Source organism: Nitrosomonas communis (genome assembly GCF_001007935.1).
GTDB classification, from domain to species: Bacteria; Pseudomonadota; Gammaproteobacteria; order Burkholderiales; family Nitrosomonadaceae; genus Nitrosomonas; species Nitrosomonas communis.
The window spans coordinates 2,077,080-2,099,792 of sequence record NZ_CP011451.1 but is presented as its reverse complement, the minus strand read 5'-3'; the positions used below and the strand labels follow the sequence as shown (position 1 = coordinate 2,099,792).

Here is a 22,713-nt window from a genome sequence, read left to right as displayed (position 1 = left end):
ATTCATTCCTCCGTCGTTATATCCGCTGTCTCCCGAATTCAGCTCGACCAATTACGCTCACAGCAGAAAAAGTGATAACCCCATGGTGCTAATTCTACGTACAAACCTGATACTTGAAGTTCATCACCCGACCGATCAAATACTCTTGTCTGCAACGGATCGCTCAACTGCCAGGGATATCCGACGAGATCCGTCCACGGTAATCTCACCCTCGCCTTAGAATGGTTTGCTGAGAGATTAACGACAATCAGGTGGCGATCAGTATTTTTTTGCCAACACCAGGCGACCACATTCAGATAGCTATCATCGTCCGGCCAGCCGATTCGTTCGCACAATTCCCATTCCCCCTCCTGGAAGTCTTTGCTGCGCAGAGTTTCAAGAAGGGTGTAGTAAAACCGCTGAAAATTCTGGTCCACGGTTTCATCGGGGCGGCGGCGCAGGAACACGGGCAGTTTTACACGGCGTCCCTCGAATTGTCCTTCATGAAACAGCCTGGCACCAGGCAATGTCGCAAACGTTACCGCAGCAACCCGTGCTCGCTGATCAGTAAACGTCATAGCAGCGCGCGGTTCGTCGTGGTTCTCAATAAAGCGAACGAGCTTTTCCTGATAGGGCAGATCGGCACAGAGATGCAGGTAAACGCTCTCGGCAGTATCATGCTCAAGGCGATCATAAAGACGCTTGTCATAACAATAATCGAAACCTTGCTGCTGCAGTGCCCATTCCATCTCCCAGTAAGCCTCGGCAATAAATAGGAACTGTGGATGCTTCTTTTCGACAGCTGGAGTCACTTGCAGCCAATAATCAACTTCTGGAACTCGACCTGCGCGATCACCCCATGTTTGGTGGAAAATGGTATTCATCAGCAACATGGCCATGTCGCAGCGCACACCATCGCATTGCTCCGCAATATCACACATTGTTGCGATGACAACATCACGCAGGCCAGCGTTGAACGCATTCAGTTGAAGCACATCTTCCCAGGCGGGAAAGTAAGGGTCACGCCCACAAGCGTACACACGGCCGTTGACGGACACGAATGAGTGAGGATCGCGTATCAGATCTTCCTGAGTTCCCTGAATGAAGTATTCAGGATGCTCAAATGCCCATAGGTGATCATGAGCAACATGGTTCGGCACAAAGTCTAGAATCAAACGTACCCCTCGCTCAGCGAGTTTGCTTCTGGCAATCGCTAATCCTTTCGCTCCTCCCAGGTGTTGATCCACCACATAGCGCCGCACGCAATAAGGTGAGCCCACATTATCCTCCGGCAAAAAATCAGGGAGGGCCAGGCGAAAATCTGCAAGCAGACCTTCGTTGCGCATCGATATGGCAATGCTAGCAGGGCTCCGTTCCCACACGCCCATCAACCAGACCGCATCGAATCCCAATGAAGCAATCTGATCCCACTCGCTATCAGGGACTGACGCTAGTGTATACTGTCGTGTCGCCTCACGGGTCAATTCACCTAGCCACACCCAGGTGTTGATTTCATAGATCAGCGGGTACTTCGGCCAGGCATTCATACCTCGTTTTTCTTGAATGCAGCCTGCCTGCCCGATTCCAGGAACCGTTCGGCATCAAGCAATCCGAACAATTGGATAGTCTTCGCCACCAGTCCGGTCCAGCCGGTCTGGTGGCTCGCGCCCAATCCTGCCCCATTGTCACCATGAAAATACTCATAGAACAGAATATAATCGCGCCAGTAGGGATCAGTCTGAAATTTCTCGCTACCCCCATACACCGGTCGCCTGCCTTGTTCATTCCTGAGGAAGATGCGTGCGAGCCGATCGGCAATCTCCTTGCTCACTTCAAACAAATTCATCATTCTGCCAGAGCCAGTGGGACATTCAATTTTGAAGTGATCACCGTAATAAAGATAAAAACTCAATAAAGCGCGGATAATAAGCACATTCACCGGCATCCATACCGGGCCGCGCCAGTTGGAGTTGCCGCCAAACATGCCAGTATTCGACTCAGCCGACAGGTAATCGACCCGGTACTCCTGACCATTCACGTGAAATACATACGGGTGCTGCTTGTGAAACTTGGAAATCGAGCGAATACTCAAGCAACCAGTATTGCCTATGCTATTATTCCAACTTCGGAGAAAACTTACAGTGCTGGCAGCCTGCCTTTGTCGGAACAGATACCGCCTTCTTCCAATAGGGCAGCAAGCGATAGGTAGCATAATCTTTTTTTGCGGCGAGCCATGTTCTCAAATCGCGATCGATTAGGCTGGCAAGAAGCTGAATGTCAGCTTGCAACGCCTCGCGCACAATAGCAGCCATCCTAGGAGACAGCGGCGCCGGCGATGCCTGAATCGTATTCCAAGTAGCCAATCGGCTGATCAGGCTGCGACGCTTTGAACCATCCTGATTGTAATGAGACAGGCGACGCTGCAGGGTATCGATTACTTTTCCATGACGCATCACTGGCAAATAAAGTAACTGCTGCAGCCAGCGATACCGATACATACGGCTTTGGTATTTCCGCTCAAAGCGGGTCTGTCCGTCGTAATCGACGTGAAGGAACTCCAGGGCACGCTGGTAGACGCGAAGCGGGTCGGCCACGAGATCATCGAAAACGATCACATGCGTTCGTTCGCGTCCTGCGATGGCGTAGAGTTGCTGTATTTGCGCACCAAATTTTGCGATCTCACTATATGCCAGCAATCGAGCATCAAGACATCGCTTCGGAATATTCTCCCCTCGCGCTCGCGCCGACTGGAGCGCCCACGCTCTCTCAAAATCCGGTTCATCCTCTTGCAGCAGATATCGCAATCGCTGATGATACGATGGTAGCATGGCAAGCGGATCGCGCACTAAAACAATAAACTGTGCATCAGGATTGTGTTGTTGAATCCGTTTGATAGCTTCAGGCTGATAAAGGTACGTTACGGTGCCCTCACCCACGGCGCGACAATCTGCAGTAAAATAAGGGAAATAGCAGCTTAAGTAATTTCGCTGCAATTCATTCTCAGATAAATCATGATCAAGTTGACTAAAGAAATAGGTTTCTTTTGGCCGAGAGAAGCATATCTGCGGATTTCGTGCAAGATATCGGCAGAAGGATGTCGTAGCGCAACGCGGTGCACCTACCACGAAGAAATCAGGAAAGCGTGAAAGTTGAGTCATTTGCCGGAAAGCTTGCATAATTGCGCCCCTTTTTACTGAAACATGATATGCGATTAGAGTATTCAAATATGCTGATTAATGAAATACGTATGAACACGTAGAAATAATCCGTGGATTCAAATTCGAAGTGCAACTTCTGAAGACTGATTGGCATAACTTACCGACACTCCGAAGAATATCTCATGCGGCGTTCTGAATCCAAGCACTTGGTCTTAGCAGATAGCTGCAGCGCATGCTTTTAAGGAAGTTCGAGATATATTATAAGGATCCGGCGTCTCAATGAATATTCCCACCGAAACGATATTGCCAGTTAATTCCAACCGCGTTGAAATCACTACCTGTACGAACTGAGACGCCCGTATTGAAAAACAGTTTGACCGAGTTATGTCGATTCACAGGCAGAGAAAGGGTCACACCTGCTCGTGAGTTTTCCAGCTTGCCCCCTCTTCTCACACCATCTACAATAGTCTGCCCACCAGTGTAAAAGGTGCCATCCACGGCAAACCAAATACCGTTTCCAAAACTGTAGATAAGGTGTCCCTGTAGAGAGTAAACAGGATCCTGTTCACGTACTCTGCTACTAAGAAAATCGTCATTTGCTGTATAAAACTGGACGCTTCCGGCAAGTTCCAATATAAAAGGCCCTAAATTCTTTGAAATGCCAATTTCCGGCCTGATGGACCAGCGGTTGTTGCCGATATTGAGAAGTTTGTCTTCATTGTACTGCCCGCTGGGCGCCGTCACTTCTACGCTGGCGCCAATAACCGTGTCTTGTCGATAATTTGCAAAATCTTTCATAGAAAGTGCCGGCGCGCCGAAGAAATTGACTGCAAAGCGGAATCTTGTGTCGGCAGGTCCAAATATTTCCCGATCGCGAAATTGGTCCGTAACTGTGGCACTGCCCGATGCCCAGGAGAGCGGCTGCACCACATCGAATTTTGCCGATTTACCGAAGAAATCCAATGAGCGAGCATAAGCAAAAAACGTAGAATGGATCTCAACCTTGGTATCCTCAATCGGCAGCGCTGGATCGGTACCTACCCCGCCTCCGATAAAGTTATAACCAGTCACCAGAAAATTCAGTCCTACAGGCGCGTTGGTATAAGTGCGCGGCTCGATGACCTGCCCGTTAGCACCTAAAGCAACCAGAGCAAGCATCGCTGCCGCAAAACGAGTTAACTTCAGACTTTCAAACTTATAAAGCCTCCTCATCCGAGTCTGTACCAATAGATTGAAAACAGCGCGACCAGATGGCTTCAAGACAATGGATTTAGCTAGTTTTTAAGTTAATTACCCCAAAGAACGGGGCATTACCTCGTCCTAATATAAATTTGATCTTCCAATATACTTAATCTATTTAATGAAAGTAGCAGCCTCTTCCACCAACTACTTAATAAGGCGCTGCTACAGGCACATACGAAACACCATTTCCCCCGTAAGCCTGAGTGTACCAGGTAGAACCACATTGGTGGTAGGTCACCCCTTGCACCACAGTTGTGTAGGGAGAACAGGGCAGGCTAGCATAACCCGATGATGGAGGCGCACTGTAGACGACGGTAGAGGATGGCGTCGCTGTTGATTGACCCGCTGCATACCCAACTACTCCGCCCACTACTGCAGCACCAATCGCCAACGCTGCAACTTCACCGTCATCCCAGTCGTCATCATCATGATAGTGCCCATGTTCATCATAATAGTGACCCGCATAACTCTCCCTGGTGTCCGCTCTGGCTTGAGTTCGTTCCGTCCGCTCCCCTGCTCGCTCAGTCCGTTCACCCGCCCGCGCAGTTTGTTGCTGCTGACGGATATCGGTACGTTCTGTATAGCCTTCCTGGCGCCCTTCCCGGGTTTCTGCCCGGCCCGTCGCTCTTGTCTGCGCAGCCTGCGATCGGCTGGCTGTTCTCGATGCAGAGGCTGCTGGAGCGCCAGATCTTGCTGCTGCACCTCGGGACGAGCTGTACGAGAAGCTGCCGCTTGCGGCAGCACCACTACGGGAAAAACCAGCACCAGCCGCCCTCGCACCACCACCACCCGCCCGTGCACCACCGGCAGACGCTCTTCCACCTCCCCCGCCTAAACGGGCGGCGGCCTCATGCACCGTGCCGATCAAAAAAATAAATGCGACCGTGATAATTGTGATGAACAAGTAAGGTTTGGTGTTCATTTCTGTTCTCCTGTTTCTGCTGGGCTCACTGACCCTTGAAGCACAGTTTTAGGCAATTGCGCGATAAAGGCAATCTTCCGTGCCTCCTTAGGCGGGGTAAATGTAAAGAGGGTATTTTTGACTTTAGGGTCCAAATTCCAATCTGAGAATTTTGCCCTGTAATCTGGTTGACCTTCTACATTCTTGTAAGTCAACACGATCTGAAGCGGCAACGGTTTAGCCCCTTCGGTAATCCACACTTGATAATCGACCGTTTCAGTGCGCCCTGCCACATGATAAACGGGTTTCCCATCCATAACGGTCTCTTCTACATAATCGAGTGTTTGAGTGCGTCGATCGAGTTCTTCCGGGAGCCGGGCCGTCACGAGTAAGGCAAGTGGCAATCTCATACCGAGATCTCTAAGGAAATACATGACTGCTTCATCGATTCCGCCGATTTTGGTTGCCTGGGCGTAAACGTTCTCAGATGGAGTAAAGACAGTGATTTGCCTGCCGTCATACAGGACAAGATGCTTCTCGCCGTCACTATGCTCCGCTTCTATGTGCAACCCATTAGGGCGGTTCACAATGACTTTCCGGTTCTCGCCAAATTCAATCTTTTGACCGGATTCTTGTAGCACTTCATAACTCGATTTGATGTTAACGCTGTATTTCTGCGCCTTTGCCAGAAATTCGGCCATACGGATAAGCGCATTCCTGGCTGTTGCCTGCTCCTTAGCTATTTGCGAACTTGTTGAGGAAATTCTTGAAAACTCTGATTCCTCCGGTGATTGCTTCTGTGCCCAAGCCACTGGCGCAATCAGGCTCATCAAATATAATGACAATGCCATCCTTATTTTCACTTGTCTTTTAATCTTCATAGGTCATCTCCTTTAGCCATAGGCCGCAATCCGGTCATGGATTAATTCTGGTGATCTTTGATCCCTGCAAACCCAAGCCGGCCATTAAACCATGCTGCCCATAGATAAATGCATAAACATCATCTTTAAGCGTCGTACTTGTTAAAGTTCTGGCCACTCCAGCATCTACAACGACAACACTCGGACCTATGCCGACCTCAAATCCCGAGCTATTTTCGAGATAATTAAGCGCCTCATCATTCATGAAAAACATTGCATAACTAAATGACTGCACTCCTGCTTGCAAACCGTACGAAGCCGCCACAATATTATAGTAACCAGCTGTCGTTCTTCCTTTACGCATGGCGCCTTTCCCATACTGAGCCCCTGCGATAAACCCTGCCTTGAGAATATGCGGAAATACCAGAATTCCTTTCGCGCGTGCCGCCAGATCTCTCGCCTCAGGCGTCGTTTGAAAAAGCTGCGCCAAAGCAATATCGACTTCACGATCGATTTCAGCTGCAACACTAGATTGCTGACTGTCCATACTAGCTTGCTTACCGCCAGTAGATTCACAACCTACTAACATGGATACTGAAACTGTGATCAAAATTAAGTAAATCGTTAAGTTAATTCTCATAGTGATTCTCCTGTCGATTTTGATTTGGCTTTCTTGTTGACTTTTTTGATTTGACTATCTCTATCCATGTCGCAGTGCTGATCAGACTCCGGTAATAACTCAGGCAAAAACTCCTAGGAGTTAGACATGCTGCGTTTAAGCTCGACTTCGGCTACAAACTTGGCGTTAAAATTAAATAAATGCCTTGATATATAGAAAAGAACCAAAACGCTTGTTATTACACTCCATATTTCAAAAGATTACCCAAATTTAATAATTAAAAGAATACGTATAAATACGTAGGAAACTTCATTGCAAAATAATCAAAAATGATTTAAGTATTTTTAAAAAGAGAATGAATCTACAAAGTTATTCTATTCCCCAATCAAAGCTTACTTTTTCGGCTTGACCTTGCCGTATTATTTATACTGCCTGCTGCTCGCCTTAGCGTCATTTTTGATTTGGAAACAGAATTAGCTGCTACCGATGCAGCCTATCTGTTGATTTGCTTGGCTTTGCGCCTGCGCTGTGTTAACAATTAGCCATCTGTAACCTTGGTCAATCCTTATGGCATGCATTGATATTCAAACTTATTCCATACTTTTTCTTAGTTCTACCAGTACCCGATCCACGGAATTGACCCGGATCAGTCCTAAGCGAGGGTATTCAATATCGAGGATCACATAGACTGTGATCGCGATGATTGCGGCGAATACCACCATATGGGTTAAGCTATGCTTTGCGATGCCTGCTGTGGTATAGCCAGCCAATCCCGCACTGATTAAAGCCAAACTAAATAGCATCACATAGATGATGGTTGGGGGGTGCATCTCTAACGCCACAACAGTACGTTGCGTAGCGATATCGAACATTTCATTCAACGCCGTTAACAACAGATTGGTCGTTGGCACCGAGCCTGTTACTTCGCAGGCTTTTACAGCTGCAGACCAGATTTCACCTTGCAGCGCATTCGCTCGAACCAAAGCTACTTCTGTTGCCTTCAGATCGGGTAATTTTTGATAAATCTCCAGGCGGGCATCCAGGTATTGCCGGAACAAAGCGCGCAGTGCCGGTTGCGTCTCAACTGCCAACAGATCCAGGCGGAGATAAGCTGTCCCGATGGCATTTGCCTCAGTGATCACCATCTCTTTCCGGTCATCAAATCGTGAAATGGCTCCGGAAAAGGTGAAAGCAATGAGTAATCCTAACAGTCCAAAGATGGCACCGTCGAGTAGCCCCGCGGAAGTGTGTTCACTCTCCGTTGCCAGAAGCCATCGAACACCTATATATCGACCAATACCAAAAACAAGCAGCAGGCCAATGAATAACCCTAGTGCAGAGAAACCAGAAACATGAGCAATGTCAGTAGCAAAATGAACGAAATTCATTTCTCAATGTACCCGACATAATATAATCTTCCATTTCCATTCCCGTAAGGCAAGATTTTTCGCACACTATTCCCCAGCGGTTGCGACAACAGCAAAGTTCAGTGAATTACAGTGTTTGGTTTAGTCATATAAGATAATTCCCATAAGCTAGAGCATATCATGCTACTTCGTTGTAGATCATATGGTTGTCAGATAACTTTCTCAGGATTTTGGCTTGTCAACCAGCACTTTCGCAATTTTCCTCTGTTTGTTATAAAGGAGTGTAGCTGAAACCTTCATCTGCTCAATAGCTGCAATCATGCCGACATCTGCCGCAAAAAATCTATACTGAGTATCATTAAGCGAGGCAGGACCTACTTTTCCATTGAAAGTCCATTTAATTAGAACGGCATCGAAACTGCCTGCCGGTACTGTGACTTTATAGGCGCCGAGGTAGCGGTAGCCGATATCGAGTATACCCGTATGAATTTGTTTGTCCGGGTTGCTCAATTCGAAAACCTTCATTTCGGTTTGTATATTGCGCTGCTCGCCCGGAGCCAGCCCTTGCAGCATAAAAGGTTTGTTAGGCGAATATTGTATAAAAACACCTTCCTCGTTATCGGTAACCCCAGTAACAACGTAATTTCCATCCTCCTTTCCAAGAATATAATAGATGAATCTGGCTCCTGTATCATATCGCCAGGTAGTCTTATTGGCTTCCTGTTTCAGCATGGTAGGCCTATGGTGCTCGATGTTACCTGTATCGGGCCCACTCACGAGCCGGTAGTTTCGATTGCCAGCGCTCAGATTCAGATACCGGTTAGTATCAACCAGTGCCGGTGCAGGAATAGCTTGCCCGACAACTTCCTTTCCCAGATATTTCTCAATCGCAAGACGATCCTTCTCTCCCAATGGAATGAGCAAACTATTCTCCGCTGAGTGAGTAAAATTTCCCAGAAGCATAAGAATCATAAATACAAACAGAGAAGACCACTGTATCATTGTTTTCATTGAGTTAACTCCTGGTTGATAGGCCAAAAATTCCTGGTGATGAATTCGACCATCCTTTGCCCTTCGCTGATTACAATTCATAGACACTTTTTTCATGGTTGCTTCCAACCAATTGGAGCTAAGTGGGTGGGGATGCTTTCTCCTCATTGAGGAGCGCCCGCTCAGTAATCTCTTTATAAAGATGCACCGCCTGTGCGTATACTTCTTGATATTCCGCATGCCGCTCAACGAGAGGTTTAATCTCTTCAGCTCGCTCAGTCAAAGTTAGTTGAAGAAAGTCGATATCCCTCTGCGACAATTGCTCTCCGCGGTCAACCCTTTCCTTGATTTCAAGGGCTCTTGGTAGTGTCTGCGTGGTAAATCTCTCCAAAAGCGCCATCGCGACGCCAAGGTCTTTCTCATTCTCGCTCATGTTCTCCTCCTGATAATGCATTTAAAAATATCACTTTAGTGTCCTAGCAGGAAAAACCATTGTGCCCAAACCATATGAAACGTTGCTCCGACCAATACCCCAGTTAAAGGTGCGACATTCTTCCTTCATTTTTTACATCCAAAACGCGCACACTGATATGGACAGTTTTACAGCATGCAACCAATGTCACCCTTACAGGTAGCGCTTCGCTTCTTGCCAGATATTCGCTGGCTCGGGTATATCCGTTCGTGCAATATGTCCCAACAGGACGATTCTTCGTTCCCCCGTTCCTGAAAAAATCTCTGTTAAAACAATTCCCTTGCATGATGCCGTTGAGAGATCTTGAATCTTGATTCCCATGGGATCAAGGTGTAACCTGATCTCGCGAGATGCCAGCCATGCTGCAGGATGGCTCAAAGTATCGACAACGCTTGCCAGACTCTCTTCCAAACCAAGATGATCGGTATGGAATTGTCCAAGCTCTCGCTCAATTGCCTCAATCTCCGCTTCCAAGGTGGCTATATCAGAATGCTGCTGTTCGTGATCTGTCAACATCAGATCGAGCCCCCAATTTCCTGCTTTCATGGTATTAAGCTTTTGTTGCAGGAGATGCCATTGATGATCCAATTCCCTCCGTTTGCTCCGCTCGCGCGCGATACGCTCCAGTGCCTTTTCGATCAGGAAATCGAAGGCGCGTTTCTTAAGCTCTCGGCGGGTATCCATCTCATCGCTGGTGGGTCCGAGATAACGATGATGGGAAAAATTAACGGTCACTTGCAGCACATCACGGCGCAAGCTGTCACCCACAAGTTCCATCCCGAATCCCTTGCGTTCCTCCATATCCATACTCAGCAGTCCAAAAATCTGCTCAGGAAGAGGGTCAGTCAAATCTGTCAGATAGTTGCGCAGAGTCTTGAAACTTCCCAAAACTTCGCGCAGATGATCAGTCGAAACAAAGAATGTACGGAGTAGCGGATCAACACCAAATGCCCGCGGGCTGATTTCTATTGACGCAGGCAAGGCGTCAACGAGAGCGATCACGTGAGCAACAGCGAATTCAACGGGCTGACGAAGCCGTTTTCGATACTGTCCAATGGCACGGATACGCTGATCCGTACCTGCTACCGCGCGATCAATGGCTTGCTCAATCAAGTCTTCAGGCAAACCTTTCTGTTGCTCGGACGTGCCTGTGAAAAGCGAACTCAGAAAACGCAACATATACCGCCTAATTTATAAAGTTGCCGCTATTAATAGGAAGATTAAATGCTCATTTTTAACCAATCAGTTGTAGAAATAGCTTATTAGAATACGCAAATTAAAAAAATACGTGCTAACACGTAAGAACAAACCCATTCCTTCGTCAGTCCGAATATTTCACCAGGCAGACAACGGCAAGATACCTGAATATGAGTTGTCTCACATAAGAATAGATCGTGCTTATAATTAGATTGCTTTAGCTAAGCAAGCTATATAGGATTATCTAGTGTCGTGAAAGATGGGCCCTTATACGAATTTTTTAGGAGACTGCGATCATGATGATACAACGAGCAATATTGATTGGAATATGCGCGGCAATGCTTACAGCATGTGCCACTACTGAACAGGCGGGAGGGTTTGGAAAGGCTGAACCATCCGGGTTCTTGCAAGATTATTCAATGCTCCATCCAGCAGCAAATGAAACTGAGGCATCGCTGGTTTATTTTACGCCAGATAAAACCAAATTCAGATCTTATACGAAAATCCTGCTGGAGCCAGTACAAGTCTGGCGTGGAGAAAAATCGAGCGCTAAAAATATCGATATGGAAGATGCAAATCATTTGTCGCAATTTCTCTGGTCTCGTGTCGATGAAGAATTGCGTAAGGATTATACTATGGTTCAGCAACCTGGCCCCGGAGTGTTGAGGGTTCGCATCGGCATCACGGAAGCTGGGAAGGGAATCCCGGTACTAGATAACGTCACAGCAATGCATCCAGGCTCCCTCATTGTGTCCAAAGGAAAAAAAGCACTCAGTGGAACGGAAAGCTTAGTCGGCAAATCTTCCATCGAAATGGAAGCCACAGATAGCCAAACTGGCGAATTGCTGGGTGCTGGCGTTGATCGCCGTGGAGGGGGTAAATACGCCTGGAAATCATTGAACCGGTGGGAAGATGTCGAGCAAGCTTTTACTTATTGGGCGAAGAAAATCCGATGGCGTGCTTGCACAATGCGTGGCGATGCTGTATGTGAGAAGCCGAAGGATTAATCCTTTAGGAATGAAATTCAGGTATTAAAGTGCATGTGAGGGAGTTCTTATCGCTTACTTATGAGTAAATCATAACGACTGATTTAAAAAATATATGAAACGCGAGAAGCTCTGCCGGACTATTGTCATCTGGTGGGGTTTCTTTTATCTTGCTACCGTTCAGTTCTCTGCCATGGCATAATCGATATGCTGAGGAAAAACCCAGTCACCCATTCTGCTATAAAGTATATAAGCATATATTGCTTACTATAATGCCTATGGCATTCATACAGTGATTGGGAATATTTCACCAATAGAATTGATGGAAAATCTTAATAAATTAGTATCCGGTTTTATCTGACCACTACATCATAAAAAATTCAGGTTCTTTTAGAGTTTCGATAGCGACGAATCAGTTGATTGGTTGAGCTGTCATGTCCGAGTGCGGGTTCTACCTTACTCTCAAGTTCCGGGATAATACGCTGAGCTAGCACCTTGCCCAATTCCACTCCCCACTGGTCGAATGAATTGATTCCCCAAATCGCACCCTGAGTAAAGACCGAGTGTTCGTAGAGCGCGATAAGCTTGCCAAGTGCTTCCGGGGTAAGTCGCTCGGCAAGGAGAGTGTTGGAGGGGCGATTACCCTCAAAGATCCGGTGTGGCACCAGCCAATCAGGTGTGCCTTCTGCCTTGACTTGTTCCATAGTCTTGCCGAAAGCCAAGGCTTCTGACTGGGCAAAGACATTCGACAGCAGGATATCGTGATGTCTTCCAAGCGTGTTGAGTGTTTCAATGAAGGCAATGAAATCACAAGGGATAAGGCTGGTTCCTTGATGAAGCAATTGGTAGAATGAATGCTGGCCATTAGTCCCCGGTTCGCCCCAATAAATTGGGCTCGTGTTATAGCTAACACGGGATCCATTCAGCGTCATCTGCTTGCCATTGCTTTCCATCACCAATTGCTGCAGATAGGCAGGAAATCGTTTCAAGTACTGCTCATAGGGTAATACGGCAATCGCCTGGGTACCGAAGAAATCGGCGTACCATACCGTGAGTAAACCCATCAGTACCGGCAAATTGCTTTCAAACGGGGCCGTTCGAAAATGCTCGTCCATTTGATGAAAACCACTGAGCATGATTCGAAAGTTAGCGGATCCGATAGCCAGCATCGTCGACAGACCGATAGCTGAAGTCATGGAATAACGTCCTCCCACCCAATCCCAAAACTCGAACATCTGCGCCGTATCGATGCCAAATTTGGCTACTTCCTCTGCGTTCGTTGAAACAGCGACAAAATGCTTAGCGATCGACTGAGTGTCGCCACCAAAAGCAGCGAGCAACCACTCTCGCGCCGTATGTGCATTCGTCATGGTTTCTAACGTGGTAAATGTCTTGGAAGAAACAATGAAAAGCGTTTCTGCTGGATCGAGATCGTGCACTGCTTCTGTAAAATCAGTGCTGTCGATATTCGATACGAAGCGAAATATCATCGTCCGTTCGCTGTAATATTTCAATGCCTCATAGGCCATCACTGGCCCTAAATCAGAACCGCCGATGCCAATGTTAACCACGTTACGAATACGCTTGCCGGTATGTCCCTTCCACTCCCCACTCCGGACGCGTTCAGAAAAATCGACCATCTTGTCGAGTACGGCATGTACTTGGGAAACGACATTCACCCCATCCACGACAATTGAAGCTTCTTTCGGAGCACGCAGCGCGACGTGCAGCACAGCCCGATTCTCCGTAATGTTGATCTTTTCGCCGCAAAACATGGCTTCAATCCGCTGACGAAGCCCGCATTCCCTGGCTAATTGCAGTAGCAACGTAAGCGTTTCATCGGTAATGAGGTTCTTCGAATAATCCAGGTAGAGGCCCACTGCCTCAACCGTCATGCGTTCGCCACGTTGAGGGTCGTCTGCAAAGAGCGTTCGCAGCTGGAGGTGACGAAGCTGTTCGTAATGAACTGCCAAGGCTTTCCATGCATTACGTTCGGTGAGGGGGAGTATGTTTTCCGTCCTATTTGTCATCATGATAGTCCCTTTAATTTGCCTTTTGAATAGCAGCACCAATGTCAGGATACGACGGACTCCATTTCTTCTTCCAAGAATGTAGCCACTCAAACATCAAATCAAAAAATCTCTATGCAATACTTACTGCATCGCTCACAATTTTCTGAGCCTCTTGCAGGATTGCTTTTAAATGATTTTCATCCTTAAAACTTTCTGCATAGATTTTGTAAATGTTCTCGGTACCGGAGGGACGGGCTGCAAACCAACCGTTGTCAGTCATAACCTTGAGGCCGCCGATAGGAGCGTTGTTACCGGGTGCAGTCGTCAGCTTCGTTCTAATGAGATCGCCCGCAAGCTTGGGCGCTGCAACCGCATCAGGTGACAGTTTGGCTAGCTTTACCTTTTGCTCTGGCGTCGCAGGAGCGTCGATGCGAGTGTAGTACAGTTGGCCGAATTCGGCCTGCAGCTCCTCATAATGTTCGCCCGGGTCCTTGCTCGTGCGCGCAGTCATCTCAGCCGCCAGCAAATCCATGATCAAGCCATCCTTGTCCGTGGTCCATACTGTACCATCATGCCGCAGAAAACTTGCTCCGGCACTTTCTTCACCTCCGAAACAGAGCGAGCCGCTGAGTAATCCAGGAACAAACCATTTAAAACCCACCGGCGTCTCGTATAGCTCATAACCCAGCTTATTGACCACTCGATCAATCATGCTGCTGCTGACCAGCGTCTTACCCACAGCTACCTGGTCAGACCATTTTCTATGTGTCAATAAATAGTGAATCGCTACCGCCTGGTAGTGGTTGGCATTCATCAATCCCGTGGACGGAACCACCACACCATGCCGATCAGCATCTGGGTCGTTGGCAAAGGCGATGCGATATCGATCCTTGAGGCCCACAAGCCGTGCCATGGCGTATGAGCTGGAAGGATCCATCCGAATCTTGCCATCGTGATCGACCGTCATAAAAGAAAACGTGGGATCAATCGTCGGATTGACCACATCAATGTCCAAGTGATAAACGGTATTGATGGGTTCCCAGTAAGGTTCAGCTGCACCACCGAGCGGATCAGCAGCCAACTTAAGGCCAGCAGCACGGATAGCCTCCATATCGACCACATTGCGCAGATCTTCGACATAAGGCATCACAAAGTCATCCTGATACGTTGTACTCGCCTGCATAGCGGATGCATAAGTTATCCTTTTCACACCGACATTGCCTTGACGCAATAACGCATTAGCCCTCTGCTCGATCCATTTTGTTACCTCAACGTCAGCGGGACCACCGTTGGGTGGGTTGTACTTGATACCGCCATCTTCTGGCGGATTATGCGAAGGGGTAATCCCAATACCATCAGCGAAATGTTCTCTACGGTCCCGGTTATAAACGAGAATCAGCCGCGAGATCACCGGAGTCGGTGTGACCCCATCATTTTTCTGGATGATCGTCGTGACGCCATTGGCTGCCAGTACCTCCAGTGCGGTGCGCTGAGCTGGATCCGACAAGGCATGCGTATCCTTCCCCATGTAGAGCGGGCCGTCGATACCTTGACCTTGCCGGTAGTCACAAATAGCCTGCGTGATAGCCATAACGTGCGCTTCAGTAAATGATCCATGCAGTGATGAACCGCGATGTCCGCTTGTACCAAAACTGACTAACTGGGTACTATCCACCAGATCAGGCCGACGCTCATAGTACTCACGCTCAAGTCTTGTTAAATCGATGAGCATCTCTTTGGTAGCCGGCTTACCTGCAGCTGGTGAAATCGTCATAACTTGTCTCCTTTGATCATGTTCTATCTAAAAGCTGTATAAAATCATCTTTTTGATGCTTTCCGCATATTCTTTTATCGTATAGTAACTGGAAAATTCACAATATGTAGAAAAATAAATAGCCTTTTTCATCAGAAATTTAACCGTTTGGTACTAAATTTGGTTGTCATAGCTACTAATAAACTAAAATTCTATGATCTATTTAGCATAAGATGAGTCAGTCTCCTCTCAATTCTAGAATTTCAATCACATAATGTTATTAAATCTCTCCTCTAGGGGGCCAATATATTTCCTTCTAGTACCGGTTGCACTCCCTTTAGCTGGGGCTTCGGTGTGAGCTGCTCAGCTTCGTCAACCCAACCGCCGCCTGTTGCCTTGTAGACATTCACGAGCTCGGTGTAACGATCAGCTTTCGAGCGCACTGCAGCAAGCTCTACATCGAAAAGCAGGTTCTCCGCGAAGAGTACCTCAAGATAACCCGCATAACCATTGTCGAATTTGGCCCGAGAGAGGCGAGCATATTCCTTAAGCGCCACGACGCGTTTTGCCTGAGCCTCTGCTTCCTCCCGTTTCTTCACTGCACCAATGAGTGCATCATTCGTCTCGCGGAAAGCGTTGAGAATGATCGCCTGGTAAAAAGCGATCGCTTCGCGCTGGGCTGCTTCGGCTGCTCTCACCTGTCCCGTGATATTGCCAAAAGTAAAGATCGGTCCTAAGAGCCCGGCAGCGACTGTCCAGGTGCTGGCTGGTCCCGTGAGGAAATTGCCGAATGCAGTGCTTGCTGAGCCAAGCAGACCCGTGAGTGTGATAGTCGGATAATATAGCGACCTTGCCACCCCAACATTTGCATTGGTGGCTACAAGATTTTGTTCCGCCTCCACAATATCGGGTCGACGTTCGAGCAGTGTTGAAGGTAAATCAGGTGGAACTATCGGTGCAATGAGTTCATCGATAGTACTGCCGCGTGGAATCGTTTCAGGGTTACGGCCTAGCAGGATCGAGATAAGATTCTCCTGCGCAACAATCTGTTGCTCGATACCCGGAATGGTTGCAAGTGCAAGCTGGTATTGCGATTGTATCTGGGAGAGTTCCGTCTGTGACACAACACCCCATTGGTAGCGGAGGTCAAAGATCCTCATCGTCTCCGCATAGTTCGCTGCGCTGGCGCGGGCAATCTCAAGCTGCCGGTCAAGCGCACGCAGGCCGATGTAACTTGCAGCCACACTTGTCACGACTGAAAGAATCACCCCTCTGCGACCCTGCTCGCTCGCGAATATTTGTGCCTGGGCTGCCTCGCTCTGACGGCGGATGCGTCCGAACAGGTCGATCTGCCATGACGCATTGAGTGCCCCTCGGTAAAGCGAAAAGTAAGGGTCGTTACCGGGTGGAAGGACGGCTAACTCTTCCGTAGCACGGTTACGGCTTATAGTCGCGCTATAGCCGATCTGCGGAAAGAACTGTGCGCGGGTAGCTTGCAGCGCGCCGATGAATTGATCCACTCGAGCAGCCGCCGCCTGGATATCGCGATTTTCATTCAACGCCGTTTCGATCAGTGCATTAAGCGCTGGATCGCCAAATTGGGTCCACCATCCGACATTTGTCACTTCCGCTGCTTGCGGATAATCAACCCGCCATTTCTCAGGTGTCTCAATTACTGGACGCCGATAGTCAGGTCCCACCGCACATGCGCTGAGGAGTGTGGCCGCGAACAAAGGAAGAATAATGTAGTTCATTTATTTATCCACCCGTTTGATAGGCGGTTCTTCTTCGGAAACATGAGCAGGAGCAGGCACCGGCACGAGCACACTCTCATCCTTGTTATCTTGTCCATCACCCCTCTCTTTCTTGCTGGCAAATTTTGCGCTCATCGATTCCAGCAACCAGAAAAACAGCGGCACAAAGAAAATTGCAATCAATGTAGAAGCGAGCATTCCTCCAATTACCCCGGTGCCAATTGCACGCAGGCTGTTTGCACCCGGTCCGGTCGCAATCGCAAGCGGCACACAGCCGAGAATGAATGCAAAAGATGTCATTACAATCGCACGTAATCGAAGCCCGGCGGCCTCAATAGCAGCCTCTCGTGCTGGCATACCGTGTCGGACGCGTTCGATGGCAAACTCACAGATCAGAATCGCATTTTTTGCAGACAAGCCGACCAGCGTCACCAGACCGACCTGAAAATAAACATCGTTCTCGAGTCCTAGCAGCCAGGTCAGCAGCAGTGCGCCCAATACCGCGAAAGGAACTGTCAGCACCACTGCTATGGGAAGCGTCCACTTCTCAAACTGTGCCGCAAGAAGCAAAAACACCACAATGAGGCCAAAGATGAAAGCCGATGAGGAAGTACCACCCGCGCCTTTCTCCTCTAATGCCTGCCCTGCCCAGGAATAAGCAAAATCACCAGGCAGTGTCTCGTGCGCCACTTCTTCCATCACCCGGATAGCATCTCCTGAGCTATAGCCTGGAGCCTGGCTGCCAGTAATCTTAACTGCCGGAAAAGCGTTGAAGCGTGTCACCAGCTTCGGTGAGACAATATAGCGCGTTGTAATCAGCGCCGACAGCGGGACGTTAGCACCACTCGATGAGCGCACGAATACTTTATTGAAATCCTCCGGGTTTGCCCGGTAGTTCGCGTCTGCCTGAATGATAACAAACCATACGCGGCTGAACTGTGCGAACTGTCCAGCCACTTGAGAACCGAAGTAAGCCTGCATCGTGTTGAAGACATCGGCCACGTGCACACCCAGCACTTCGGCTTTATTGCGATCGAGATCGACGAAGAGCTGCTGGCTGTTTGCACTGAATGTCGTGTTCACTGCCTGCAATTCCTTACGCGCACGCGCTTGTGCAAGAAATGCCTTGAGGGCTGCGTCTGTTGCACGTGGATCACCTGATCCGCGATTTTGAATGTAAAACTCGAAACCTCCAGTCGTGCCCAGGCCGGGAATCGAGGGAGGATTAACCGCGAAGGCCTTACCGTCCTTGAGTGTCGCAAATTGCGCATTGAGCCGCTTTAATGTATCGAACGACAGCAGACTAGGGTCCTTGCGCTCTTCAAAAGGTTTCAACAGAGCAAACATGAGCGCAGCACTATTGTTCTGCTGGTTATCAACGAAACTGTAGCCGTTCACCGTACCGACATCCTGTACCGCCGGATCCCCGAGCAAAATCTGCTCCAGTTCCTGGCTGAAGCGGCTCGTGACATTCATACTCGCCGTATCAGAAACCTGCGCGAGCACAAAGAAATAACCCTGATCCTCATCGGGCACAAAGCTTGCCGGCAGGATACGAAACATCACCAGAATACCAATCACCACAGCACCGAACATAATGAGTGAAACCGGCCATAATTGTATGACGCGGGCAACCCCCCCCAGAAACCCACGCTGGAGAGAGGTAAACCCATTTTCGAACGCCTGGAAGAACCGGTTTTTCTTGCCGTGATGCGCTTTAATAATGATTGCGGCCAATGCTGGCGACAAGGTCAGCGCCATAATGCCCGAGATCACCATCGAGATTGCAATGGTAATCGCAAACTGCTTATATAGCAGCCCAGTCATCCCACCGAGAAATGCAACCGGCAAGAAAACGGCAAGCAGTACAAGCACGATCGAGATCAGCGCACCTGCAATTTCTGTCATCGCCTCCTTTGCGGCAGCCAATGGCGTGAGCCCTTTCTTAGTGATATTTGTCTCGACATTCTCGACCACTACGATGGCATCATCCACTACCAGACCGATTGCCAGAATCATACCGAACATGGTGAGCATGTTGACTGAAAATCCGAACAGATACATGCCAACAAAAGTTCCCACGATGGATACCGGCACTGCCAGGATGGGAATGACAGTCGCCCGTAACGATTGCAGAAAGACAAATACTACCAGCACCACTAGCACTACTGCTTCGAAAAAGGTATGCACCACCTTGTCAATTGAATAAAGCGTGAACTGGCTCGTATCGAGCACAATCTTGTAATCCAGGCCAGTGGGGAATTTCGCTTTCAGTTCTTCCATCTTTTTGCGCACACCCTCCGCAGTTTCAACTGCGTTCGCACCTGGCTGCTGATAGACACCGATAGTAGTCGAAGTCTTGCCGTTCATGCGGCTGGGCATAGAGTAATCCCGTTGGGAAAGTTCGACTCGTCCAATATCCTTGATACGGACGATAGCGGAACCTTCTTTCGCAGTGCGGACGATGATGTTCTCAAATTCCTCTGGTTTAATGAGTAAACCCTGTGCAGTTACGACATACTGCTGCTCTACTGAAGGCGGCACCGGTGGAGCGCCGAGCTGACCGATACCAAAGGTCTGGTTCTGGCTTCTGATTGCATTACTCACTTCGTTCACTGTGATGCCGAGCTGGGCCATGCGGTCAGGTTGTAACCACACGCGCATTGCGATATCAGGCAGGCCGAAGGCCTTCGCACGATTCGCCCCGGGCACGCGCTTCAATTCCTCCAGCACATAAAGATTGGTATAGTTTGCGATATAGGCAGCATCGTAGCGTTCATCGGGTGAGTAAACTGAGACTACCATCATGATGCTAGGCGATTTCTTGTCTACCGTAATTCCCTGCTCAACCACTACCTGAGGTAACTGAGGCATCGCCTGACTCAGGCGGTTCTGTACATTGACCTGATTGATATCTGAATTGCTGCCCTGATTGAACACTACGGTAATTTGAACATTCCCGCTGGAAGAACTGGTTGAATAGAAATAGAGTAAATTGTCCAACCCGTTCAGCTGCGCCTCAATGGGTGCTGCCACGTTGTTCGCGATCACCTCGGCAGTGGCGCCAGGATAGCGCGCATCGATTGTTACCTGTGGAGGCGCCATGTCAGGATACTGCTCGATGGGTGAAACGGACATTGACACCGCACCAGCAAGCACGATCAGGATCGAAATAACGGCTGAGAGAATCGGTCGATCGATAAAAAAGTGAGTAAACATGAAATTATCCGCCTATTCCTGTGCGACCACATCAGGCCTGGCTGCTGCTTTATCGTTATCCCCTGATGGCTCTACGATCTTAACCGGTTGACCAGGAACCACCTTGAGCATGCCTTCTACCACAAGCTGGTCGCCGGCCTGTAGTCCGCTCAGGATCACAATGTCTTTTTCGCCCTCATAGTCACCCACCACTACCGGCCTCACTTCTGCTGTACCGTCCGGCTTAATCACGTATACGATATGACCGTTCGACCCCTGCTGCACTGAAAGCTGTGGTACCACGATTGCATTTGGCCGCAGCCCCCCCTTCACGTATGCCGTTACAAACATGCCTGGACGGAGTTCCCTATCAGGATTTGGCAGCACCGCACGCACCATGAAAGAACCGGTATCCTGACTGAACGATGGATCGGCAAAGTTAATCCTTCCTCTTTCCGCAAATGGTTTTCCATCAGGAAGAACAAGCTCCACCTCGTAATCCTGGCTCTTAGGTCGAATGATCGATCCTTTTTGGCTTTCTTCGCGAATGCGAGCCATCTGATTCTGCGAAACACTAAACGTGACCCAGATCGGATCAATCGCAGCGACATAGGTGAGTTTAGCAGTCTCCGCCATCGCATTCACATACGTACCTTCACGCTGGAGTGAGCGGCTTGCAAGGCCCGTCACTGGAGCACGGATGGTGGTATAGCCAAGGTTCAGCTCAGCTTGCTTCACATTCGCGCTTGCTGAGAACACGGCTGCCTTCGCTGCATCAAATTCTCCCTGTGCTCGATCCAGATCAGCCTGTGAAAGTGCGTTCTGTTCAGCAAGCGGTTTTACACGCTTAAGATTGGCGCCAGCCGTCTTAAACCTTGCCTGCTGCGCTTGCAGTACTCCACGAGCAGCTTCTAACTCAGCCTTAAATGGTTTTTGATCGAGTTGAAACAGTAATTGCCCCTCTTTCACCAAATCACCTTCCTGGTAAGCAATGCGGTCGAGAAAACCTGAAATGCGGGCAACAATGTCCACCTGGCGCGAACTTTCAGTCTGCGCGACGAAGCTAGGGGTATAGGGAATATCCTGCGGGGTCACAGTGATCACGGTCACTTCAGGTGCCGGCCGCTGCTGTGGGGCGGATGCTTCCTGGGAGCAGCCGCTTTGTATGAGGAAAGCAGCAAGAACAAAAAAAACAATCAGAACGCGTACATACATAAGAAAGCTCCTTGAGATCGCCGTTTGACACACCGAGAACAAAATAATGTACAGAAACCGGATGCTCTCTTTTAATCATCTATGATGTTTAAATAGATTATTAAAATCTGCTCATTAAAAGAATACGTATAAATACGTAGATCTCAGTAAATTTCCGGGATCCAACGCCGATTTACCATGGTTGCTTCATCGTCATAGGCGTTCTTTGTCATGCGTTTAGGTAATTTAACTTTCTTATGAGCTATGGGCTCATAAGGGATCTGCTTCAGTAGATGACCAATTAAATTCAGGCGCGCACGCTTTTTGTCGTCGGAACGCACGATGTGCCAAGGTGCAAAATCGGTGTCAGTAGCTGCCAACATCTCATCACGCGCGCGTGAATAGTCATACCAGCGCTCACGCGAAGGCAAGTCCATCGGTGACAATTTCCACTGACGCACAGGATCATCTATGCGTGCATGAAAGCGGCGCTCCTGTTCTTCATCACTGACCTCCAGCCAATACTTGAGCAGATAGATGCCATTATCCACAATTTGCTTCTCGAAGAATGGGCACAGTTCCAGAAAACGACGATGCTGGGCTTCGGTACAGAAACCCATCACATGCTCGACACCAGCGCGGTTGTACCAACTGCGATCAAAAATAACAATCTCACCTGCCGCGGGAAAATGCCCCATGTAGCGCTGGATATACATCTGCGATTTCTCGCGGTCGGAGGGGGCTGGCAAAGCGACCACCCTGAATACACGCGGACTCACACGTTCAGTAATCGCCTTGATGGTACCGCCTTTGCCTGCCGCATCGCGCCCCTCAAATACGAGAATGATGCGTTGCCCTGTAGCGATAACCCAATCCTGCACAGAACATAGTTTCGCCTGCAAACTGAGCAGAGCCTTTTCATAATCCTTGCGTTTGAGCTTGTTCTTGCTAGATTTCTTGCTAGGTATGTCTGCACGCTGTTCTGGAGATTCATGAATATGTGCTTTTTTCATGCTTAATTATTCCTTTTA

At 48.7% G+C, this 22,713-nt stretch carries 18 protein-coding genes; 1 reads left to right on the top strand and 17 read right to left on the bottom strand.

Features of this window, described 5'->3' with window-relative positions:
- Positions 1 to 38: 38 nt before the first annotated feature.
- The 11 genes from AAW31_RS09485 to AAW31_RS09435 all read right to left on the bottom strand — a co-directional run bounded on the left by AAW31_RS09485 (position 39) and on the right by AAW31_RS09435 (position 10,767).
- Positions 39 to 1,526, bottom strand: coding sequence for an alpha-amylase family glycosyl hydrolase (locus AAW31_RS09485; protein WP_046850058.1), 1,488 nt, complete (start codon positions 1,524 to 1,526; stop codon positions 39 to 41).
- Positions 1,523 to 2,017 (bottom strand): MGH1-like glycoside hydrolase domain-containing protein, encoded by a 495-nt coding sequence (locus tag AAW31_RS09480; RefSeq protein WP_046850057.1) that lies wholly within the window; start codon positions 2,015 to 2,017, stop codon positions 1,523 to 1,525. Before AAW31_RS09480 ends, AAW31_RS09485 begins: the two co-directional genes overlap by 4 nt.
- Before the next feature lie 76 nt (positions 2,018 to 2,093).
- Positions 2,094 to 3,155: a sulfotransferase family protein gene (locus AAW31_RS09475; protein WP_046850056.1), complete on the bottom strand. Its 1,062-nt coding sequence runs from the start codon at positions 3,153 to 3,155 to the stop codon at positions 2,094 to 2,096.
- Positions 3,156 to 3,413: 258 nt separating this feature from the next.
- Positions 3,414 to 4,349, bottom strand: coding sequence for a transporter (locus tag AAW31_RS09470; protein WP_046850055.1), 936 nt, complete (start codon positions 4,347 to 4,349; stop codon positions 3,414 to 3,416).
- 178 nt (positions 4,350 to 4,527) lie between these two features.
- Positions 4,528 to 5,301, bottom strand: coding sequence for a hypothetical protein (locus AAW31_RS18920; protein ID WP_052752166.1), 774 nt, complete (start codon positions 5,299 to 5,301; stop codon positions 4,528 to 4,530).
- Positions 5,298 to 6,161, bottom strand: a complete 864-nt coding sequence (locus tag AAW31_RS09460) for a DUF2092 domain-containing protein (RefSeq protein WP_200899584.1) — start codon at positions 6,159 to 6,161, stop codon at positions 5,298 to 5,300. The genes AAW31_RS18920 and AAW31_RS09460 overlap by 4 nt, the downstream gene beginning before the upstream one ends.
- A gap of 34 nt (positions 6,162 to 6,195) precedes the next feature.
- Positions 6,196 to 6,780: a lipid-binding SYLF domain-containing protein gene (locus tag AAW31_RS09455; RefSeq protein WP_052752165.1), complete on the bottom strand. Its 585-nt coding sequence runs from the start codon at positions 6,778 to 6,780 to the stop codon at positions 6,196 to 6,198.
- Between the two features lie 569 nt (positions 6,781 to 7,349).
- Complete coding sequence (locus tag AAW31_RS09450) at positions 7,350 to 8,147, bottom strand: bestrophin-like domain (RefSeq protein ID WP_046850054.1); 798 nt, start codon at positions 8,145 to 8,147, stop codon at positions 7,350 to 7,352.
- 201 nt (positions 8,148 to 8,348) lie between these two features.
- The gene (locus AAW31_RS09445; RefSeq protein ID WP_144412903.1) at positions 8,349 to 9,137 is read right to left on the bottom strand and encodes a TapB family protein; all 789 of its coding nucleotides are present in this window, start codon (positions 9,135 to 9,137) and stop codon (positions 8,349 to 8,351) included.
- 118 nt (positions 9,138 to 9,255) lie between these two features.
- On the bottom strand, positions 9,256 to 9,549 hold the full coding sequence (locus tag AAW31_RS09440; protein WP_046850052.1) for a hypothetical protein: 294 nt from the start codon (positions 9,547 to 9,549) through the stop codon (positions 9,256 to 9,258).
- A gap of 192 nt (positions 9,550 to 9,741) precedes the next feature.
- Positions 9,742 to 10,767 (bottom strand): hypothetical protein, encoded by a 1,026-nt coding sequence (locus AAW31_RS09435; RefSeq protein WP_200899583.1) that lies wholly within the window; start codon positions 10,765 to 10,767, stop codon positions 9,742 to 9,744.
- 314 nt (positions 10,768 to 11,081) lie between these two features.
- On the opposite strand from AAW31_RS09435, the gene AAW31_RS09430 reads away from it, so the two are divergent.
- A complete protein-coding gene (locus AAW31_RS09430; protein ID WP_046850051.1) occupies positions 11,082 to 11,792 on the top strand; it encodes a DUF3313 domain-containing protein in 711 nt (236 codons plus the stop codon).
- 359 nt (positions 11,793 to 12,151) lie between these two features.
- Here AAW31_RS09430 and pgi read toward each other — a convergent pair whose 3' ends face one another.
- From pgi to ppk2, 6 genes are all read right to left on the bottom strand, one after another.
- Positions 12,152 to 13,804, bottom strand: coding sequence for a glucose-6-phosphate isomerase (gene pgi, locus AAW31_RS09425; protein ID WP_235264346.1), 1,653 nt, complete (start codon positions 13,802 to 13,804; stop codon positions 12,152 to 12,154).
- A gap of 109 nt (positions 13,805 to 13,913) precedes the next feature.
- Positions 13,914 to 15,557, bottom strand: coding sequence for a phosphoglucomutase (alpha-D-glucose-1,6-bisphosphate-dependent) (gene pgm, locus AAW31_RS09420; protein ID WP_046850050.1), 1,644 nt, complete (start codon positions 15,555 to 15,557; stop codon positions 13,914 to 13,916).
- 272 nt (positions 15,558 to 15,829) lie between these two features.
- A complete protein-coding gene (locus tag AAW31_RS09415; protein ID WP_046850049.1) occupies positions 15,830 to 17,290 on the bottom strand; it encodes an efflux transporter outer membrane subunit in 1,461 nt (486 codons plus the stop codon).
- Complete coding sequence (locus AAW31_RS09410) at positions 17,291 to 20,509, bottom strand: efflux RND transporter permease subunit (protein ID WP_082110398.1); 3,219 nt, start codon at positions 20,507 to 20,509, stop codon at positions 17,291 to 17,293.
- A 12-nt stretch (positions 20,510 to 20,521) separates the two neighbouring features.
- Entirely contained in the window at positions 20,522 to 21,703 is a 1,182-nt protein-coding gene (locus AAW31_RS09405; RefSeq protein WP_046850048.1) for an efflux RND transporter periplasmic adaptor subunit, read from the bottom strand.
- A 143-nt stretch (positions 21,704 to 21,846) separates the two neighbouring features.
- Positions 21,847 to 22,695, bottom strand: coding sequence for a polyphosphate kinase 2 (ppk2, locus tag AAW31_RS09400; protein ID WP_046850047.1), 849 nt, complete (start codon positions 22,693 to 22,695; stop codon positions 21,847 to 21,849).
- Positions 22,696 to 22,713 lie beyond the last annotated feature (18 nt).

Coding starts and splice junctions, on each gene's coding strand:
- pgm (WP_046850050.1), bottom strand. CDS start 15,557: ATGACGATTTCACCAGCTGCAGGTAAGCCGGCTACCAAAGAGATGCTC.
- AAW31_RS09410 (WP_082110398.1), bottom strand. CDS start 20,509: ATGTTTACTCACTTTTTTATCGATCGACCGATTCTCTCAGCCGTTATT.
- AAW31_RS09440 (WP_046850052.1), bottom strand. CDS start 9,549: ATGAGCGAGAATGAGAAAGACCTTGGCGTCGCGATGGCGCTTTTGGAG.
- AAW31_RS18920 (WP_052752166.1), bottom strand. CDS start 5,301: ATGAACACCAAACCTTACTTGTTCATCACAATTATCACGGTCGCATTT.
- AAW31_RS09435 (WP_200899583.1), bottom strand. CDS start 10,767: ATGTTGCGTTTTCTGAGTTCGCTTTTCACAGGCACGTCCGAGCAACAG.
- AAW31_RS09455 (WP_052752165.1), bottom strand. CDS start 6,780: ATGAGAATTAACTTAACGATTTACTTAATTTTGATCACAGTTTCAGTA.
- AAW31_RS09485 (WP_046850058.1), bottom strand. CDS start 1,526: ATGAATGCCTGGCCGAAGTACCCGCTGATCTATGAAATCAACACCTGG.
- AAW31_RS09460 (WP_200899584.1), bottom strand. CDS start 6,161: ATGAAGATTAAAAGACAAGTGAAAATAAGGATGGCATTGTCATTATAT.
- AAW31_RS09475 (WP_046850056.1), bottom strand. CDS start 3,155: ATGCAAGCTTTCCGGCAAATGACTCAACTTTCACGCTTTCCTGATTTC.
- AAW31_RS09430 (WP_046850051.1), top strand. CDS start 11,082: ATGATGATACAACGAGCAATATTGATTGGAATATGCGCGGCAATGCTT.
- AAW31_RS09415 (WP_046850049.1), bottom strand. CDS start 17,290: ATGAACTACATTATTCTTCCTTTGTTCGCGGCCACACTCCTCAGCGCA.
- AAW31_RS09450 (WP_046850054.1), bottom strand. CDS start 8,147: ATGAATTTCGTTCATTTTGCTACTGACATTGCTCATGTTTCTGGTTTC.
- ppk2 (WP_046850047.1), bottom strand. CDS start 22,695: ATGAAAAAAGCACATATTCATGAATCTCCAGAACAGCGTGCAGACATA.
- AAW31_RS09405 (WP_046850048.1), bottom strand. CDS start 21,703: ATGTATGTACGCGTTCTGATTGTTTTTTTTGTTCTTGCTGCTTTCCTC.
- AAW31_RS09445 (WP_144412903.1), bottom strand. CDS start 9,137: ATGAAAACAATGATACAGTGGTCTTCTCTGTTTGTATTTATGATTCTT.
- AAW31_RS09470 (WP_046850055.1), bottom strand. CDS start 4,349: ATGAGGAGGCTTTATAAGTTTGAAAGTCTGAAGTTAACTCGTTTTGCG.
- pgi (WP_235264346.1), bottom strand. CDS start 13,804: ATGATGACAAATAGGACGGAAAACATACTCCCCCTCACCGAACGTAAT.